General features: G+C 71.3%; 7 protein-coding genes. 1 reads left to right on the plus strand and 6 read right to left on the minus strand.

Translation table 11 applies throughout. The features are described from left to right. Window positions 1-24: 24 nt before the first annotated feature. The 6 genes from Z052_RS02625 to Z052_RS02650 all read right to left on the minus strand — a co-directional run bounded on the left by Z052_RS02625 (window position 25) and on the right by Z052_RS02650 (window position 13,495). Window positions 25-2,979: a DEAD/DEAH box helicase gene (locus Z052_RS02625; RefSeq protein WP_186279038.1), complete on the minus strand. Its 2,955-nt coding sequence runs from the start codon at window positions 2,977-2,979 to the stop codon at window positions 25-27. Between the two features lie 189 nt (window positions 2,980-3,168). Beyond that, a complete protein-coding gene (locus Z052_RS02630) occupies window positions 3,169-5,805 on the minus strand; it encodes a PAS domain-containing protein (protein WP_099288754.1) in 2,637 nt (878 codons plus the stop codon). Window positions 5,806-5,916: 111 nt separating this feature from the next. Then, a complete protein-coding gene (kynU, locus tag Z052_RS02635; protein ID WP_099288755.1) occupies window positions 5,917-7,329 on the minus strand; it encodes a kynureninase in 1,413 nt (470 codons plus the stop codon). Between the two features lie 70 nt (window positions 7,330-7,399). Next, a complete protein-coding gene (gene leuS / locus Z052_RS02640) occupies window positions 7,400-10,072 on the minus strand; it encodes a leucine--tRNA ligase (protein ID WP_099288756.1) in 2,673 nt (890 codons plus the stop codon). A gap of 105 nt (window positions 10,073-10,177) precedes the next feature. Further along, window positions 10,178-12,463: a hypothetical protein gene (locus Z052_RS02645; RefSeq protein ID WP_099288757.1), complete on the minus strand. Its 2,286-nt coding sequence runs from the start codon at window positions 12,461-12,463 to the stop codon at window positions 10,178-10,180. A 69-nt stretch (window positions 12,464-12,532) separates the two neighbouring features. Next, window positions 12,533-13,495: a glycerophosphodiester phosphodiesterase gene (locus Z052_RS02650; protein WP_241897876.1), complete on the minus strand. Its 963-nt coding sequence runs from the start codon at window positions 13,493-13,495 to the stop codon at window positions 12,533-12,535. A gap of 116 nt (window positions 13,496-13,611) precedes the next feature. Between Z052_RS02650 and Z052_RS02655 the strand changes: the two genes are divergently transcribed. Then, window positions 13,612-13,839, plus strand: coding sequence for a hypothetical protein (locus Z052_RS02655; protein ID WP_099288759.1), 228 nt, complete (start codon window positions 13,612-13,614; stop codon window positions 13,837-13,839). Window positions 13,840-13,872 lie beyond the last annotated feature (33 nt).

Below are 13,872 nucleotides of genomic sequence, written 5' to 3' on the forward strand. Positions count from 1 at the left end.
CGGCGCGGTCCGGGCCGCCGTTGGTCAGTCCCAGAACGACTGCGTGCGCGCGTACTCGCGCTCCTGGCGGAGCACGTCGCGGTAGAACTCGTCCTCATCCTCGCGGAGCTTATTGATGATCCGCGCGGCGTTGTGGGGCCCGACACCGCGCGCCGCGAGGGCTATCACCGCCCGCTTCCCGTGCGTCTGGACGAGGCTCGCGGCGCGGTGCGCCCGCTCGGTGCGGCGCTCCTGCTCGTCGTCCTTCTTGGCCGCGCGCACCGCGGCGACCGTCTCGTCGTCCCACGGGTTGAGTGCCGCGACCCGGGTGGACCCGCACTCGGGGCACTCGGGCTGGTCGCGGACGCGCCGGACCTTCGTCGTGTGCTTCCAGTCCGTACAGTGGAGACAAAAGAGGATCACTCGGTCGTCCCGGATGCGCTCTTTGACCGTCTCGATCACGTCGGCGTCGGCGTTGTCGGGGACGAGGAACTCCGTGCCGGCGGAGCGACCCGCGGTGCCGAGCGGGGTGCGCTCGCGGGCGATAGTGAGGTCGAGCGGGCCGTCCCGTCCCCCGTCGTCCGGCTGGAGCGCCGCGAGCAGGTCCGCGGTCTCCGGCACCGCGAGGTCGGCGTGGAACACCTCACGGAGCGCCTCGTCGTAGACGGGAGTGTCTTCGAGGGCCGCGAGCAGGCGGTCGCCGCCGAATCGGCCGCGCCCCTCCTTGTACCGCTTGACGGCGCCGAACTTCGCCGCGACCTGCGCGAGCGTGAACTTCAGCGCGTCCGACTTCTTCACGGCGAGTTCGAGGTACGTCTCCAGCCGGTCGGGGTCCGTCGTCTCCAGCACCTCGCGGAAGGTTCCGGGACTGACGCCGTTCGGCACCTCGAACTCGATCCGGTACGGGTCGACGTCCATCCCGACGGACGAGCCGGCGCGCTGGCCGACGAGCGCAGCGAGCAACCGCGCGAGCGTCTCGTTGACCTCGTGGCCGAAGGCGGCGTTGACCGCGACGGTGCGGGCGCTCCCCTCGATCACGATCCGCTCGTCGGTCGGGACGGGGTGGCCGGCGTCGACGTGGTCGACGACCGCCTTCAGCGCGGCCGCGACCGTCTCCTCGTCGGTCGGGTAGCGCTCGGCGAGGTCGGCGGCGACCGCCGTCGGCGTGGAGCCGGCCGCTAGGGCGGCCGCGGCCTCGCCTCGGATCCGGCCGACCTCCTCGGCGACTGGCTTCGGGACGGGGATCTCCTGGCCCACCCACGAGGGGACCTCGCCGGTCGGGTCGGGGATCGGCGTGACGTTCACGCGCTCCTCCTCCTCGTCGACCTCGGTGATCCGCCACATCTCGCCGCGCTGGACGAACGTCTCGCCCGGCCCGGCGAAGTTGACGACGAACTGCTCGTCGAGGGTGCCAATACCCCGCCGCGAGGACATGTCGTACACCTCGTAGGTGGACTCGTCGGGGATCATCGAGAGGTTCGCGTAGAAGTACTGCCAGGTGCCGCCCGACTTTTCGAGAGTGTCCGTCTCCTCGTCGAGCCACAGCAGGCGGTTCCCGTCGAGCTCGCGGACGACCTCCTGGAACTCGGGCTCCGAGAGGTCGGCGAACGGGTAGGCGTTCGTGATCGTCTGGTACGCCTCCCGGGCGTGGACCTCGCCCTCGTCCATCACGAGCCCGACGATCTGGTTGGCGACCGTGTCGAGGCTCCCGTGGTGGATGTTCGCGGGCTCGACGAGCTCCTCGCCGGCGCGCCGCGCGATGGCCATCGCTTCGAGCGTGTCGTCGTCTCCCTGCGTCACGACGGTCCCCTCCGAGACGAGGTCGCGGCGGTGGCCCGCGCGGCCGACGCGCTGGAGCAGCCGGGCCACCTCGCGGGGGCTCCCGTACTGGACCACGTGGTCGACGCGCCCCACGTCGATCCCGAGCTCCATCGAGGAGGTGCAGACGAGCCCGTCCAGATCGCCCGACTTGAACCGGTCTTCCACGTCGACCCGGACCTCCTTCGAGAGCGATCCGTGGTGGAGCTCGATCTCCGTGGGGTCGGCGGCGTCGTCCCGCCCGTCGCGTTCGGCGGCCTCCCGCTCGTTCTCGGCGAGCGTCTTGAACCGCGAGCCGAGCGCCTCCGCGGTCTGGCGCGTGTTGACGAAGATCAGCGTCGACTCGTTCTCGGCGACGATCTCGCGGATCGTCCGGACGTGGCTCGCGGTCGTCTCGTCGACCGCGAGCTCGCCGGCGAGCGTGGTATCGCGGTCCGTGATCGCCGGATCGAGGACGCGCACGTCGGTCCGAGTCCCGGCCGCGACCTCGACCGTCTCGAACGCGCGGTCGCCGGGGCGGTCGGGGTCGCGCTTGCCGGTGCCGACGAGGAAGCGCCCGACCTCCTCGGGGTCACCGACCGTCGCGGAGAGGCCGACGCGCTGGAACGGCCCCGCGACGCGGCGGAGGCGCTCGAGGCCGACCGTGAGCTGGGCGCCCCGCTTCGCCGCGGCGAGCTCGTGGACCTCGTCGATGACGACGTGCGCCACGTCCTCCAGGGCGACCCGCATCTTCGAGCCGGTGAGGATCGCCTGGAGGCTCTCCGGGGTCGTGATGAGCACGTCGGGCGGGTCGTCGGCCTGCTTCGACCGCTCGTACTGCGTGGTGTCGCCGTGGCGCACCGCGACCTCGACGCCGAGGCGGTCGCCCCACCACTCAAGCCGGTCCATCATGTCGCGGTTGAGCGCGCGCAGCGGGGTGATGTACAGCGCGGAGATACCCTCCCGCGGCGGGTCGCCGGGCGCGTCGCGGGCCGCGACGATCGCGTCGAAGACGGGGAGCATCGCCGTCTCCGTCTTCCCGGTCCCCGTCGGCGCGAGGACGAGGGCGTTCCGCCCGTCGGCGAGCGGCGGGATCGCCTCGCGCTGGGGCTCCGTCGGCGTGGAAAAGCCCCGGTCGGAGAGCGCCTCGCGGATATCGCTCCCGAGGTGCGCGAACGCGTCCATGCCCGACGATTCCGCCATTGTCTGATCGTCGGACCTTGGGCGCTCGGGCGATTAAGCCCGTCGCCCCGCGCGACGCGCACGGTCGACGTGAGGCGGCGGCGACGCGCGGCGACGGCGACGCGCTGAATGGAGACGCGCGGCGACGGCGACGCGCTGGATGGTGACGCGCGGGACGGCGACGCACGGCGCCCGCCTCGCGCGCGCCGATCAGTTCGCGAGGGGCAGTTCGACGGCGAACACGCTCCCTGTCGGCTCGTTGTCCTCGACCCACACGTCGCCGCCGTACTTGTCGACGAGCGTCTCGACGAGGTACAGACCGATCCCCGTCCCGCCGCTCTCGAGCCCCTTCGCGCCCTCCTGGAAGATGTCCTCCTTGTGGTCGTCGTCGATCCCGGGGCCGTTGTCCGCGATCGACACGCGCACCGAGTCGTCCGCGACGCGCGTCGAGACCGTGATCTCGGCCCTCTCCTTGTCGTTGTGGACGACCGCGTTCGTCAGCAGGTTCCGGAACACCGCCTCCAGCAGGTCGTCCGCCGCCACCGTCACGTCCGGGATCGACTCGCTCACCGTGACCGTCGCCCGGTCCTGCTCCGACCGGACCTGTTCGATCTGTCCGTTGAGCTCGGCTCGGAGGTTCATCGGCGTCAGGTCGGAGCCGGCCTGTAGCAGCACGTCGGTGACGTCCCTGGCGGTCTCCGTGATGTCCGCCGCCTGCTTCGCCGCCTCGATGACCGTCCGCGCGTAGGTCCGGCTCTGGTCGTCGACGAGCGCGTCCTCGAGGAGTCCGGTGTACGACTCGACCACCATCAGCTGGTTTCTGATGTCGTGGCGGACGACCTGGTTGAGCAGCGTGAGGTTGTCCCGCTGCTCTTCGAGCGTCCGCTCGTACTGCTTGAGCTCGGTCACGTCGCGGGCGTATCCAAGGACGGCGTCTTCGCCCGTCTCGGCAACCTCGTAGGGTATCTTCGTCGTCTGGAGGATGCGCGTCTCCCCGTCCGCCGTGGTCAGCGTCTCCTCGTCTATCGTCCTCGGCTCGCCCGACTCGATCACGGCGAGGTCGTCCTGTCTGAACGCCTCGGAGTCCTCGGCGCTGGGGATGATCTCCGCCTCGGACTTGCCCTCTACCTCCTCCGGCGTCTTCCCGTACGCCGCCGCGGTCGCCTCGTTGGCCAGCAGGTACTCGCCCTCCCGGTTCTTCACGAACACCAGATCGGGCACGAGGTCGATGATCCGCCGGAGCTCCTCGCGCGTCGCCTCGATGGCCCGCTCGTACTCCTTCCGCTCCGTGACGTCCTGGAACAGCCCCAGCGCCCCGACGACGTTTCCCGCGTCGTCGTACTGCGGATCGCCGATCGCCCGCACCCACTTGGTCCGATCGGACTCCGTCACGATGCGGAGTTCGAGGTCGTACGACTCGCCCGCCTCGGTCAGGCGGTCGAACGCCGCCTCGATGGCGTCGCGGTCGTCCGGGTGGTAGAAGCTGAGCCCGTCCTCTAGGCGGATCGTGTCGTCGGGCGGAACCTCGTGGATCCGGTACACCTCGTCGCTCCACGTGAGCGAGTCCTCGACCAGATCGGCCTCCCACCAGCCGATCGACGCGCTCTCTTGGGTGCGCTCGATGACCGATCGCGTGCGTTCCAGTTCCGCCTCCCGGCGCTTCTGGTCGTCGATGTCGAGGTGGACCCCGACCGCGCGGACCGGCTTCCCGTCGTCGTCGCGCTCGACGACCTTCCCGACGTCCCGGATCCACTTCCAGTCCCCCGCCGCGGTGCGCATCCGGTGTTCCGTGTCGTAGAGCTCCGTCTCGCCGGCCATGTGGCTCGACAGGGCGTCTTCGACGGGCCCGAGGTCGTCGGGGTGAACGCGCCGCTCCCACGCGTCGAGGTGCGGTTCGATCTCGTCGGGCGCGTGGCCCAACATCCGGGCCCACCGGTCGTTGAACTCGACCTCGTCGGTGGCCATGTCCCAGTCCCAGACGCCGATCTGTGCGCCCTCGACCGCGAGTTCGAGGCGGTCTTTGATCTGTTGGAGCGCTCGCTCTCGCTCCCGTTGTTCGGTGATGTCGGTCGACACGCCGCACACACCGCGTATCTCCCCCTCCTCGTCGTACACGGGGGACTTCCGCGTCAGCCGAACGCTCTCTCCGGCGGGCGTCGGCACCGTCTCCTCGACTTCGATCCGTTCGCCGTCTTCAACGACCCGGCGGTCGTCAGCGCGGGCCTGCGCCGCGACGGCCTCCGGGAAGAGTTCCTCGTCGGTCATCCCGACGGGGTCCTCGTCGACGTCGAACACGTTGCGGCACGCCTGGTTCATCAGCAGGTACCGCCCCTCGGTGTCCTTCAGGAACACCGCCGCGGACATCGTCTCCAAGACGGTCTGGAACCGCCGGTGCGTGCGCCGGTGTTCCCGCTCCCGCTCCTTCTGTTGCGTGACGTCGCGGGCGACGCCGACGATCTGCGTCACCGTTCCGTCGTCGACGACCGGGGTAAGCTTCGTCTGCCAGTCGGTCGCCCCGCCCGGGAACTCGAGCCGCTCCTCGTACTCGATCGTCGTCCCCCGCTCGACGCAGAGCCGATAGTTCGCCTCGACCGCGGCCCCCTGTTGCTCTCCGAGGAGTTCCCGCGGCGTCTTCCCGAACATCGCGTCCTCGGTCAGCCCGGTCTGTCGCTGGTGTGCGGTGTTGTTCTGCCTGAACGTGAACTCGTACTCGCCGTCCGTCCGCGCCACGTCAACGAGAAAGATCGCGTCGTCAGCCTCCTGAAACATCGCCTCGTAAACGCTCGTCACCTCATCGCCGTCCGATCCGAACCGATCGGCACCGTTCGTAGATGAACCTCTTCCCATGATCTCGCTCTTTTCTCTTTACGTTACTGAGAGTAATAATACTGCGGATGTCAACGCGGGGAACAGACCGCCCGTCGACCCCGCTCGCGGCCCCTCACGGCGCCGCGCCCGCTACGTTACGCCGCCCTCGCCCGTCGCGTACGCCTCGTGGGCCCCCGAGTCGAGGATCGCCTCGATCTCGTCGACGACCTCCAGCACGTCGGCAAAGGAGGTGTAGGAGGCCGCGGGGCAGACCCGCACCACGTTCGGCGGTCGGAAGTCGACGACCGCGCCCCGGTCGTTGAGCGCCTCGCTCAGCCGCTCGGCCTCGGGGTGTTCGAGGGCGACGTGACCGCCGCGCGCGGCGTGTTCGCGGGGCGTTCCCACCGAGACCCCCGGGAGCCGGTCGTCGACGAGGGCGATGAGGAAGTCGGTGAGCGCGAGCGACTTCGCCCGCAGGCGGTCGATCCCGGCCTCGCGCAGGAGTTCGACCGACCCTTCAAGCGGCGCGGCCGAAAGCAGCGGCGGCGTGCCGATCTGCCACGCGCCGGCGGAGTCGGCCGCGGTGAAGGTCATGTTCATCTCGAACTGCGTCGCCTTCTCGTGGCCCCACCACCCGGCCAGCGCGGGGTCGAGCCCGTGGTGGCGCTCGGCGACGAACAGCGCGCCGATCGACCCCGGTCCGGCGTTGAGGTACTTGTACGTACACCACACCGCAAAGTCGACGCCGGCGTCGCCGAACGCGTGGGGGACGGCGCCCGCGGAGTGGGCGGCGTCGAAGCCGGCGTACGCGCCCGCCTCGTGGGCCGCCGTCGCGATCCGCTCGACGTCGAACAGCTGGCCCGAGCGGTACAGCACGGTCGGCATGAACACGATCCCCACGTCGTCGTGCGCCGCCAGCGCCGCCTCGATGTCCCGGGGATCGATCGTCCGCCCGTCGCGGCTCGGAACGACCCGGAGCTTCTCGTCCGGGTCGATCCCCCGCTGCCGGAGCTGCGCCCGGAGCGCGTAGTGGTCGGAGGGGAAGTCGAGCTCGTTGACGAGGACCGCGGGGTCGGCGTCCGGGTCGCCGTCCGGCGCCCACTCTCCGTCCGCGGCCGCGACGTCCTCGCGTTCGGGCCCGTTCCCGGCCAGCAGCTCGTCGAGGAACGTGCCGATCAGGGTGTGGATGTTCACCGTGATCGAGTTGCCGACGACCACCTCGCTCGGCTCCGCGCCCACCAGCGGCGCGAGCGCGTCGCCGAGTCGTTCGCCGACATCGAACCACGGCGGGTCGGCGTCGGTCCACCCGGAGATGAGCAGCTCGCGCCACTCGTCGACCACGCGGTCGAGGCTCGCGAGGGCGGCGTCGCTCGCGGGGCCGAGCGAGTTCCCGTCCATATAGAGAACACCGTCAGGGACCCGGTAGCGGTCCGCGAACGACGCGAGCGGATCGTCCTCGTCGAGTCGCGCGGCGAGCACCGCGGGGTCGGCGTCCTCTCCGTCGTCGGCGCCGAGTCCCTCGCCCGCGAGGGCGTCGCGCGCGGGGGCGTACGAGTCGTCCATACACGAGGGCGCCGCGCCGGCGACTAAGCGTTTCCGGGGTCCGGCGAGGGCCGCGAAACGGTCGGGTGACCTACTCGACGATGTCGATCGCGGGTCGGCCCGGCTCCGCCTTGCTGACGACGGCCTCCTCGGCGTCCGCGGCGCGCTCGACGCGGACCGGGGCGTCGAACTCGCGCTCGATCAGCCACGCGGCCGCTCGCAGGGCGTCGTGTTCGGCGTCGCCGTCGAGCGTCTCACGGAGCGCCTCGCGGTTCGCCTGGAGGTCCTGCCCGTACGAGGCGGCGTCGTCGCCCCGCTCGCGGATGTGGCTCTCGGCCATCAGCTCGGAGATCAGGTTGTCGGCGTCGCTGTCGATCGCGATCTCCAGCGCGTCGTACTTCCAGTCGGGCGCGACGACCACGTCGATCCGCTCGGGGTCGTCGATCCCGGCGACCTCGACGATGTCGCGCACGTCTTCGCGGGTGTTCTCGACCAGCCGGCGCCGGCGTTCGACCGTCTCGCGGTCGACGCTCGCGGTCGGCCAGTCGGCCTCCGCGACGAACCCGTCGCGGCCGAGCGACTCCCACAGCTCCTCGGCGAGGTGGGGCGCGACGGGGGCGAGCAGGCGGACCGCGACGTCGACGCCGCGCTCGAAGACGGCGGGGTGCGGGTCGGCGTGCTCGCGGTAGCTCCGGAGCGTCCCCACGAGGTCCTGCGCCTCCCGCAGCGCCACGTTGAACGTCAGGTGGTCGTACTCCGCGCCGGCGATGGCGACCGCGGCGTCGGTCTCGTCGGCGACGTAGTCGTCGATTTCATCGCGGTCGGCGTCGGGGTCGGCCGTCGCCACGTCGCCCGCGGCGTGCGCCTCGACGAGGTCGCTGAGGCGGGTCAGGAATCGGTGGGTGGACCGGACGCCCTCCTCGGACCAGTCGAAGTCGCGCTCGGGCTGGGCGGCCTCCATCATGAACAGCCGCGCGGTGTCGGCGCCGTACTCGTCGACGATCCGCTGCGGCGAGACGACGTTCCCCTTCGACTTGGACATCTTCTCGCCCTCCAGCTGAACCATCCCCTGTGCCAGCAGGTTGGTGAACGGCTCGCGGTGGTCGAGGTCCTCCTCGTCGGCCAACACCTTGGTGAAGAACCGCGAGTACAGCAGGTGCATCACGGCGTGTTCGATGCCGCCCACGTACTGGTCGACCGGCATCCAGTCGTTCGCGCGGCCGAGGTCGAACGGGGCGTCCGCCAGGTCCGGCGAGACGTACCGCAGGAAGTACCACGAGGAGTCGACGAACGTGTCCATCGTGTCGGTCTCGCGGGTCGCCGGCCCGCCGCACTCCGGACAGGTCGTCTCCTGCCACTCGTCGGCGGCGTCGAGCGGGTTCCCGGTGGTGTTGATGAACTCGGGCAGCTCGACGGGCAGGTCCTCGTCGGGCACCGGGACCGCGCCGCAGTCGTCGCAGTGGACCATCGGGATCGGCGTCCCCCAGTAGCGCTGCCGGGAGATGCCCCAGTCGCGCAGCTGGTACTGCGTGGCCGGCTCGGCGCTCCTGATATCGTCTGTGATCCGCTCGCGCGCGGTCTCGCTGTCCAGTCCGGTGTACTTGCCGGAGCCGATTAGGACGCCGTCCTCCGTGAATGCGGCCTCCTCCACGTCCGGTGCGTCCGGGACCGCTTCGCCGTCGGGGTCGTCGGACTCCGGCGCGATCACGGGTCGGATCTCGACGCCCTTCTCCGTCGCGAACGCGTGGTCGCGCTCGTCGTGGGCGGGCACGGCCATCAGCGCGCCCGTCCCCACGTCCGAGAGGACGAAGTCGGCGACGTACACCGGGATCTCCTCGCCGGTGGCGGGATTGGTCGCGGTCAGTCCGGTCTCGACCCCGTTCGGCTCGTCGCCGTCGGGGTCGGCCTCGTGGTGGACGAACTCGTGGATCTCGTCGTCCTCCTCGGCCAGCTCCTCGGCGATCGGGTGATCGGGGGCGATCGCGAAGAAGGTCGCGCCGTATATCGTGTCGATCCGGGTCGTGAACGCCGTTACGTCCCCGTACCCGTCGATCGAGAAGTCGACCTCGCTGCCGTGCTGTCGGCCGATCCAGTTGCGCTGCATCTGCCGGACCGAGTTCGGCCACCCCTCTAGGTCGTCGATGGCGTCCAGCAGCTCGTCGGCGTACTCGGTTATCTTCAGGAACCACTGGTCGAGCTCGCGGGTCTCGACGGGGGTGTCGCAGCGCCAGCACAGCTCCGCGTCGCCCTCGACCTGCTCGTCGGCGAGGACGGTCTCGCAGGAGGGACACCAGTTCACCTCCGCGTCGCGGCGCTCGACGAGGCCGGCCTCGTGGAAGCGGCGGAACAGCCACTGGTTCCACCGGTAGTAGTCGGGGGTACACGTGGTGACCTCGCGGTCCCAGTCGTAGCCGAACCCCATCGACTTCATCTGCCCCTTCATCGTGTCGATGCAGTCGAACGTCCAGTCGCGGGGGTTGGTGTCACGCTCCTTGGCGGCGTTCTCGGCGGGCAGTCCGAACGCGTCCCACCCCATCGGGTGGAGCACGTCGTCGCCGCGCATCCGCCGGTACCGGGCGTACGCGTCCGTGATCGTGTAGTTGCGGACGTGACCCATGTGGAGCTTCCCGGACGGGTACGGGTACATCCCGAGGACGTACGTCGGGTCCGAGGCCTCGTCCGGGACGTGGTACACGTCGGCGTCGTCCCACGCCTCCTGCCACCGTTCTTCGACCGCCGCGTGGTCGTATCTCTCCTGAGACATCTGCTTATATACTCGTGGTCGGTTCTGCGTCGTATAGCTTTCCATCCAGTGGTGCGCCGTGACACGGGGCGACGCGGTCGTTGCGCGCGCCCGCGCGCTGGCGGCCTACAGCTTCTCGGCGTTCCTCGCCTGCTCGACCCGCTTCGTCGCCTGCTCGACCCGCTTTCCGGTCGCGTTCGCGAGCCCGGGCGGGAGCCCCTCCCGCGCGGCCGCGAGCCGCTCCTCGATCCGGGCGATCCGGTCGAGCACGTTCGCCAGTTGACGCTCCGTCCCTTCGGCGTCGCCCTCGCGGGCGCGCTCCTCGGCCCGCTCCGCGGCGTCGACCGCGGCCGCGAGGGCGCGTTCGAGCCCGTTGACCGCGTTCGACGGGCCCCCCGAACCGCCGCCGCTCCCGCCGCTGTCGTTTCCGCCGCCGCTCCCGCCGCCCGCGCCGCCGTCTCCGTCCCCGCCGTCGCTCTCGGCCGCGGCGCGCGTCTCCTCGGCCACGTCGGCGACGTAGCCCGCGAGCGGGGCCGCCCCGGTCTCCGGGCGCTCGATCCGGATCGCGTCGTCGCCGGCGTCCGGACCGTCTCCCTCGTCGCCGTCGTCTCCCGTCCCCGGCCGGTCCGGGTTGACGCGGTACGCGCCGACCTCGTCGTCGTCGTCGCGGACCTCCGTCGTGTACGCGCCGCCGGCGTGGACGTAGGCGGCGTCGCTCCCCTCGATCGCGGAGTCGTAGATCCGCCCGGCGAAGTCGTCCTCGATCGCGGTCCGGGTCAGGTCGACCTCGCTCTCCGCGTCCGACAGCTCGACCTTCCGCGCGTTCTCGCGGGCGACGAGCGGAATCTCGCCGTCGACGCCGGCGGTCGTCACGGCCTCGTCGGCCGCGACGGTCAGCCGCTCGCTGTGGGGCGCCCGCCCGGCGCCGTTGACCGTGAAGCGGTGATCGCCCTCGGGGACGCCGTTCGCGACCGCGACGCCGCCGGCGAACGTCGGCACCGCTTCCGGGTCGCTCTCGATCAGCACGAACGACTCGACGCTCGACTCGGTCGTGGTCAACCCCTCGCCGTCGGGCGCCTCGTCGCTCTCGGTCGCCCGCGTGACGCGCGCGACGACGGCGTCGAGCCCCCTGGCGGCCTCGTCGCCGAACGACGGGTCGTCGGCGATCGCGTCGTACCGGTCCGCCATCTCGGACCGGTGGTTCCCCGCAGTGACGTCGAGCGCGGGGTTCTCGTAGCGCGGCTGCTCCCACGGGACCCCGGTGGTCGTGATGTGGCTCGCGACCGCGTCCTCGACGGCCTCGGGCACGGCGAACTCGAAGCTGAGCTGCGGGCCGGTGAACGCGTCGATGTCCTCCAGCTCGGCGCTCTCCACCAGCTCGTACTCGACGACGGACTCGGCGGCCTCGGCGGCGAGCGCGGCGTCGTCACCGTCGTCGGGGCGCTCGCCGTGTCGGAAGGCGATCCCCGTCTCCCGGAGCGGCAGGTCGGTCGGCGGCGAACGCAGCGCGTCGAGCGACCGGACCGTCAGCGCGCCGTCGACCAGCGAGGACTCCGAGACCGACGGGAGGTCAGGGTGGTCGTAGATCGGCTCCCCTTCGTACTCGGGGACGACGAACGGCAGTCGGGCCCCCTCGTCGCGGGGCAGACCGTAGGCGATCGGAATCCCGAGCAGGTCCTCGACCGTGTCGATCGTCGTGTTGGTGATGTCGGCGAGCAGGCCCTCCTCGCCGACGCGCCGGAAGCCGTCCGGGATCTCGTTGATCGAGAGCGTGCTGGAGTGCGAGCCGAGCTCGGGGAGGATCCGCGGGACGACCTCGGGGTCGGGGTCGAGGAACTCGTTGTTGGGCACGCTCCGCGAGTGCGAGCTGGCGACGTACAGCTGCGGGTCGCCCGAGTCGAGGTCGACGAAGACGTGGAGCACCTCCCAGTCGTGCCAGTGGAAGTTCGCGGTGAACTGGTCGAACGCGGAGTAGAGCCAGAACTGGACGACCGCCAGCGGCGAGTCCTCGTAGCGCATCCCGTTGTAGAAGACGGTCGGGTTCGGCGGCTCGCCCGCCTCGTCGTACCGCTCGTGGTAGCCGTCGAACGCGGCGAAGCCGTCGACGACCGTCTCGCCGTCTGCCTCGCTCGCGTACGGTCGCGGGTCGGTCGGGTACCACGGCTCGGCGCTGTCGAAGTACAGCGTCGGCGCGAACCGCGCCGCGAGTTCGTCGAGCCGGTCCGCGTCGAGATCGGTCGTCGACGCGTCGTCCGGCTCAGGGCCGGAACAGCCCGCGACCGCGGCGCTCCCGGCGCCCGCGAGCGCGCCGAGGACGGTCCGGCGGTCGACGCGGCTCGCGGGCGCCCCGCCGGGCGCTTCGTCCGGCCCGCTCCCCCTCGCACCGTCGCCGGCGTCGGCGTCCCGATCCATTTTCTCGGGCGACGTGAGCCGCACGAATAACACTTCTGCCGCCCGCGAGCCGCTCGTTCGTCTCGGTTGTCACGGCTCCCGGCGTCCCAGCGAGACATCCGAGACGACGGCGCCGACGCCGTCGACCGACGCCACCGCGCCGTACTCCCGGGCCGAGGCGACCGTCCACGGCAGCACCCGCAGCCCGGCGGTCGCGGCCCGCGAGACGATATCCGTCCGGAGGCACAGCTCGTACCGCGGCGACACCGCCGCACAGCCCAGTGCCGTCGCTGTCTCGACGATCCCCGCCACGTCCTGCGGCGGATACGCCCACCTCGGCAGTCCGACCCCCGCTCGGCTCCCCGGGATCAGCGGCCTGAGCGGCCGCGCCGGGACCGACTCCCGGGCCCCGTAGACGGTCGGGACCGTCGGGTCGGCCGCGTTCGCGGCCTCGATGGCCGCGGGGTCGTCGGCGGCGACGGCGAGCCCGTGGTCGCGTTCCGCGCCGGCCGCGACCGCGTCGGCCGCCACGCCGCGCTCCTTCAGGTCGAGCAGGACCCACGCGTCCGACGGCACGGCGTCGAGCGCCGCGGCGAGCGTCGGCACCGGTTCTCCCGACCCCTCGACGGAGAGCTCGGCGAGCCGCCCCGCCGGGGTCCGGCCGACGCGACCGGTCGCGTCCGTCACCCGCCCCAGCGTCGCGTCGTGGAAGGCGACGAGCTCGCCCGTGCCGCAGCGGCGCACGTCGAGCTCGACCCGGTCGACGACGGTCGTCGCCGCCTCGATAGCCGCGACCGTGTTCTCCGGGTGTTCGGCCGCGAAGCCGCGGTGCGCGACGAGCGGAGGGTCCCCCCTACCGGCGGCCGCGCCGGCCCCCGCGGCGTAGCCGTCGTTTCCGCCGGCATCGCCGCTCCCGCGCCCGGCGCAACCGGCGAGGGCGGCCGACCCCGTCGCCGCGACCGCACCGACCGCGAGCGCCCCGCTCCGCCGAAGCATCGCTCTGCGGGTCGCTTCCGTCCGCGCGTCGGATCCAGGCGGGGCGGCGTCGCACACGGCGGTCTCACCGTCTGACGTTCGGCGCCACGGACAAAAGTCCGGGGGCACGGACCGAACCGCGCGACGGCGTCTCCGGGAGAAGGTATTTGCGGCCGGCAGCCCGATTCCGGGGTATGGACGGGAAGCAGGCCCTCTACTACGCGGCGATCGCGATCGCGGTGTTGATCGGGGTCGGTATCGTCGTCAGCGTGGTCTCCGCGCTCGTGAGCCTCGTCTGGACGATCGTCTCCGGGGTCGTCTCGCTCGCGGTGCTGGCGGGGCTCGTTTACGTCGCCTACTCAGCTTTGAACGTTGAGTATCCAACACTTAATCGACCGAAAATGGCGGCTGAGACGGTGTGAACACGGAAAAGGGGGTTCAGCCGCAGACGCTCC

Source organism: Halorubrum sp. C191, from assembly GCF_002727095.1.
Lineage (GTDB): Archaea > Halobacteriota > Halobacteria > Halobacteriales > Haloferacaceae > Halorubrum > Halorubrum ezzemoulense.